The following is a 5,554-nucleotide window of genomic DNA, read 5'->3' as shown; positions in this document are numbered from 1 at the left end:
TTGAAATTTTCATATTAATTTACAATATTTTCAAGAGGCATAGCCTAAAATTTGAAATAGCTTAACTCCTACCGGAGAAAATATAGCTTTTTGTGGCTTAATCATTATATTCATTTTCTAAACAATTATAACATTTTACTGGCCTTCACTTTTTCATCTTCTGTAAGCTTTCATGGAAACTTAATTTTCCCAATAAAAAAATAGACCTCCTAATCATTTTAATTCAATATTAACTACTTGAGTTGATATTATTCATGATGTTTAGGGGGTCTATGAGGCATTAACTCTTAATTCTTAACTATTTTGAATATCTATTGGTTTTTTTAAAATTCCTAGTATTAAGCAAGTTACCATAGCTCCTATTATAATCGATAGTAAATAAAGTAATGGACTTCCTTTAGCTAAAGCAACTACAAATATACCACCGTGTGGAACTGGCATTCCTATATTAAAAAACAATGCAAGTCCTCCTGCTACGGCGGATCCTATTGCAGCTGCTGGAATTACTCTTGCTGGATCTGCTGCTGCAAAAGGTATTGCTCCTTCTGTTACAAAACAAGCCCCCATTACATAACAACTAAGACCAGTTTCTCTTTCCTCTTTAGTAAATTTATTTTTAAAGAATGAAGTAGCAAATGCAATCCCTAGAGGTGCAGACATACCACCCGCCATTACAGCTGCTTGTGGAAAGTAATTCTTTGAACTTATCATAGCAATTCCAAATGCAAAGGCAGCCTTGTTTATTGGTCCGCCCATATCAATTGCCATCATTCCACCTAATATAATACCGAGTAGCACTTTGTTTCCTGTGCCCATTCCACCTAACCAATGTTGAAGAAAAAGGTTAATTTGAAGAACTGGTCCATCAATACAAATGTACATTATAGCACCGGTAATAAAAATACCTAAAAGTGGATATATAAGCACAGGTTTTATGCTCTCAAGAGCTTCTGGTAATTTTGCAAAAGCCTTTTTAAGAAGTAGTACTACATAACCACCAAGAAATCCTGCAATAATTCCACCAAGGAATCCTGCATTACTTTGATATGCTAAAAATCCACCTACCATTGCAGGAGCAAAACCTGGTCTGTCTGCAATGCTCATACCTATAAAACCAGCAAGTACTGGTATCATAAGCGCAAAAGCATTCTTGCTTCCAACTACTGAAAGCAGTTTAGATAAATATAACAAGTTTGGATTTGAGCTTTTTTCGAATATAAATGATAAAGCTATTAATATTCCTCCGCCAACAATGAAAGGAAGCATATTTGAAATACCACTCATAAGATGTTTATAAAATCCTGATCTTTCACTTGTTGTAGCAGCTTTACTACCACCATCATGATTATACATAGGTGCTTCACCCTTTAGTGCTTGATTTATAAGTTCTTCTGGTTTTTTTATTCCTTGTACCACAGGAACTATAACTACCTTTTTGCCGTTAAACCTTGCCATTTCAACTTGTTTGTCAGCAGCTACTATAATACCCGTAGCCTTCTCTATTTCATCATCTGTTAATCTATTTTTAACTCCTGTAGCACCATTGGTTTCAACCTTTATGTCTACTCCCATTTCTTTAGCCTTATTCTTTAATGCATCTGCTGCCATATAGGTATGTGCTATACCTGTAGGACATGCAGTTACTGCTAAGACTAAACCTTTTGAACCTTCTGTTTCTACTGGTTCTTCCTCCTCGGCAGTCTCCTCTTCTAGTTTTTCCGCTTCTTGACTATCAATTAAACTTAAAACTTCCTCAGGTGTTTTAACAATGAGAAGTTTCTTTTTGAAATCTTCATTCATAAGCAGAGTAGATAATCTTGAAAGTGTTTCCAAATGTGTATCATTAGCACCCTCAGTTGCTGCAATCATAAAAAATATGTTTGCAGGGGCATCATCTAAGGAATCAAAATCAATTCCAGCATTAGACCGTCCAAAAGCTAATGCTGAAGTTTTTACTGCCGCAACCTTTGCATGAGGAATAGCTATACCCTCCCCAATTCCAGTTGAGAAGTCTGCTTCTCTTTTCAAAATTGCTTTCTTATATTCTTCCTTATCATTTAGCACTCCCGCACTATCAAGTTTATTTACTAATTCATCAATTACTTCTGTTTTACTAGTAGACTTTAAATCTAAAATAATAGTATTTTCCTTTAAAAGTTCTGTTATTCTCATCTTTTTCCTCCTGTAATAAATACAATATTAGTTAGTTTGATATTTATATGAACAGACTAATTAATAACTAGTTATTAATCTAATTTATTTACGCTTACATGTGCTAAATAATGCTCAATATCTTCTTTTTTACATAAATCCTTTGAAAATGCTGTAGCACTTCCAGATGTAGCTCCCCATCTAAATGCTTCTATTAAATCCTTTGACCTTGAATACTTGGCTAAAAATCCTGCAATAACTGAATCTCCTGCACCAACTGAATTCTGTACTTCTCCCTTTGCTGGGGTTGCATGATAAACTCCAGTTTCGCAAATTAGAAGCGCTCCTCTTTCAGCCATAGATATAATTACATTCTGCGCACCCATAACCATAAGTTTTTTTGCATATTCAATAATCTCATCTATATCTGTAAGTTCTTTATTAAATATTTCACCTAACTCATGATTATTAGGTTTTATTAAAAATGGCTTATTAGCAAGTGTCGCAACCAAAGCATCCCCTGTGGTATCAACTACAACTTTTACATTATTAGAAGCACACTTTTTTTGAAGTCTGGCATATATGTCCCTTGGAACAGACTTCTGAACATTTCCTGATAATACTAGATAGTCATTTGAAGTTAAACCCTCTACTATTTTAAAAAGCTTATTCAAGTCCTCATCTTTTATAACTGGACCCGCTCCATTGATTTCAGTTTCTTCTTTCGATTTGAGCTTAACGTTTATTCTTGTATCACCACTTATCTCTATAAATTCAGTTTCAACACCTTGAGACTCCAATGAATCAATAATAAATTTTCCAGTAAAGCCTCCAACAAAACCTAAAGCCTTACTTTTTATCCCTACATTATTTAAAACTCTTGATACATTTATACCTTTTCCACCAGCAAATTTTTCTTCACTTACAACTCTGTTAATTAATCCTGCTTTAAAATCCTCTACGTTTATTACATAATCTATAGCCGGATTAAAAGTTACTGTATATATCATCTTTTCGTCACTACCCTTTTATATTTATTTTTAACGTCCATATATATAATAATATAAAATCAGTTGTTAAACAATATATATGATCATATTCGGTCATGTTTTTTTATGTTTCATTAAAATTCAATAATATTCGGTCATGTTTTTGTGTTTTATTCCCTGGAGATTTATTGAAAAACATATTACTGAGCTTGCTACTTATTTAAATTGAAAATTATCATAATGAAAACCCATAATATTTAATCCACTATCTTTTAATAACTGCTTCCTTAAGATTTCCCTGATAGGTTTTGTTGAATTATGATAACTTAATAAAAAAATGTTATAATAAACAAATGCTGATAAATATAGTGATAAAGGAGTGTTTAAGTATGGAAAGTAATAGTTTGATAAAAAGTAGATCGACTTTTATAGGAAAAACTTTATGTCTAATGGGCATTGGATTATTAATAACATTTATAGTTGGTTTGTTTATGAGTAACTATATAATGAATTTATCTAGAATAGTGGTTTATGGGGCTATGATTCTAGAATTGGTTATGGTTGTAACATTAGTTAAGAGAGTTGCTAAAATGTCTACTGCAACTGCAATGTTTTGGTTTTTGGTTTATTCAGCAGTAAATGGTGTAACATTGAGTGTAATTTTTTTAACTGTAAACCAAGGCGAATTAATTACTGTTTTTGCTCTAACTTCATTAATGTTTTTAAGTAGTGGGATGATAGGCATAACAACAAAAAAAGACTTAAGTGCAATAGGTCAATTTGCCATGATGTTTGTAATAGGTTTAATTTTACTTACTATTATGCAGATATTTTTTGTTTCTTCCACATTAAATCTATGGGTTTGCTTATTAGGCATAATAGTATTTGGTGCATTAACAGCATATGACATGCAGCAGATAAAGCGTATGCAATCACAAAGTAATGATGCACATGGAATTGTGCTTGCAGCATTATCTTTATATTTAGATTTTATAAATATATTTTTGTTTGTACTGAGGTTATTTAGTAGAAATTAAAAATAGTTAAGTCAAAAATAACCCTGGTATGATGTAAGAACATCTTCAGGGTTATTTTGCATTGGAATGCAAGACAAATTGATTATCTTCACATCAATTTTTCTATACTCTTTTTTTATCAATGTGAATATTTTTATAGAAAGTCCCTAATATTTCATTTTAAACATTAACAAATTTAGTTTTAAAAGACGTTCCTCTATTTAAATGTTCTTCACTCCTTTGTTGTATCTCTAATTTTCCAACTTTTTCTTTTTCTCTTTTTTGTTCGTCATCAATTTCTTTTTCAATATTCTCTAAAACCTTTAATGAAATATTAAGCCTCAAATTTCTAAGCCCTTCCTTCTTAATACCTTCTCCAATGATATATGATGAAAAGAAAAGCATTGTTAATAAAAAAACTATTGTAAGCCCAACATTAATTTCATTACTATATTTATTGAAAGCGGTTATTACTAATTCGAACATAGTATAAAATAGACTACCTATAATAGCAATGTAATAAGCCATACCGAATGAAATAATATTGCTACCATTGCTACCAATATTTTCTTCTATTCTTATTTTCTCTGCTTTAATGCTAAATTTTTTATCCTTATTTTTCTTCTCATAATATATTCTAATATACATAAAAGCTTTGTTTATATTATCATATTGTTCAATAGTTTTTGTATCCTCCATATCAACATTAAATTTATTTATAATTTTTTCATATTTGCTTAATTTAATCTTTCTAATTCTAAACACGCCATCACCTCACAATTACACTTCTCCATAATATGGTAAACTCCTTTAATTACTTTTTCAAATAAAAGCACCAAAATAGTTACTAATAGATTTCTTTCTTATAATTATTCATTCTATAAAAATAGGGCATCCATCTTTTAAAATGAATACCCGTTTCTTGTCAGAATTCTTGTTTTATGAATGTTACATACTTCATTGTTATCCCATTCAATTTCTATTTATTATTTAATATTATTAACTTTCCTGAACCATTTTCAGTATATCCAATCATTCCACTTTTAATATCAGGTCCTAATATCTCAGTGATTACCTCTGTGTCTCTATTCTTACTTTCAGTTGATATTGAATGTTTACTATACTTGTTTACTTCTTTATCAAAATGCTTACCTTTATTATATCCTTTAGTACTATTTGTACTCTCTATTAACTTACGCTTTGGTTTTTTACCAGTCACTAGCTCAATTAGCATGTCAAATATAACTTCCATTATAGCATCCATAATCCTCACCCCTACTATTATAGTTAGTACTCTCGGAAACTCTCAAGCCATTGCTAATTCTAGGTTCATTTTTATGCATATATCAACTTCACCCCAGAATTTCTTCGAGCTTTCTATATTGAGGATAGCATAGG

5 protein-coding genes are annotated in these 5,554 nt (G+C 30.9%); 1 reads left to right on the top strand and 4 read right to left on the bottom strand.

Annotated features, from left to right (window positions below; genetic code table 11):
- Positions 1-294: 294 nt before the first annotated feature.
- Both KPL38_RS17945 and pfkB read right to left on the bottom strand, forming a co-directional pair.
- Positions 295-2,172, bottom strand: a complete 1,878-nt coding sequence (locus KPL38_RS17945) for a PTS fructose transporter subunit IIABC (RefSeq protein ID WP_216290505.1) — start codon at positions 2,170-2,172, stop codon at positions 295-297.
- A 74-nt stretch (positions 2,173-2,246) separates the two neighbouring features.
- The gene (pfkB, locus tag KPL38_RS17940; RefSeq protein ID WP_216290504.1) at positions 2,247-3,161 is read right to left on the bottom strand and encodes a 1-phosphofructokinase; all 915 of its coding nucleotides are present in this window, start codon (positions 3,159-3,161) and stop codon (positions 2,247-2,249) included.
- A gap of 368 nt (positions 3,162-3,529) precedes the next feature.
- On the opposite strand from pfkB, the gene KPL38_RS17935 reads away from it, so the two are divergent.
- Positions 3,530-4,177: a Bax inhibitor-1/YccA family protein gene (locus KPL38_RS17935; RefSeq protein ID WP_216290503.1), complete on the top strand. Its 648-nt coding sequence runs from the start codon at positions 3,530-3,532 to the stop codon at positions 4,175-4,177.
- Between the two features lie 159 nt (positions 4,178-4,336).
- Here the strand turns inward: KPL38_RS17935 and KPL38_RS17930 are convergent, their stop codons facing one another.
- Both KPL38_RS17930 and KPL38_RS17925 read right to left on the bottom strand, forming a co-directional pair.
- A complete protein-coding gene (locus KPL38_RS17930; RefSeq protein WP_216290502.1) occupies positions 4,337-4,921 on the bottom strand; it encodes a hypothetical protein in 585 nt (194 codons plus the stop codon).
- Positions 4,922-5,135: 214 nt separating this feature from the next.
- Complete coding sequence (locus KPL38_RS17925; protein ID WP_216290501.1) at positions 5,136-5,420, bottom strand: hypothetical protein; 285 nt, start codon at positions 5,418-5,420, stop codon at positions 5,136-5,138.
- Positions 5,421-5,554: the final 134 nt, after the last annotated feature.

It is taken from the genome of Clostridium psychrophilum, assembly GCF_018861705.1.
Lineage (GTDB): Bacteria > Bacillota > Clostridia > Clostridiales > Clostridiaceae > Clostridium_AD > Clostridium_AD psychrophilum.
Note: the sequence above shows the minus strand (reverse complement) of the source record. Positions and strands in the feature narration are given on the sequence as shown.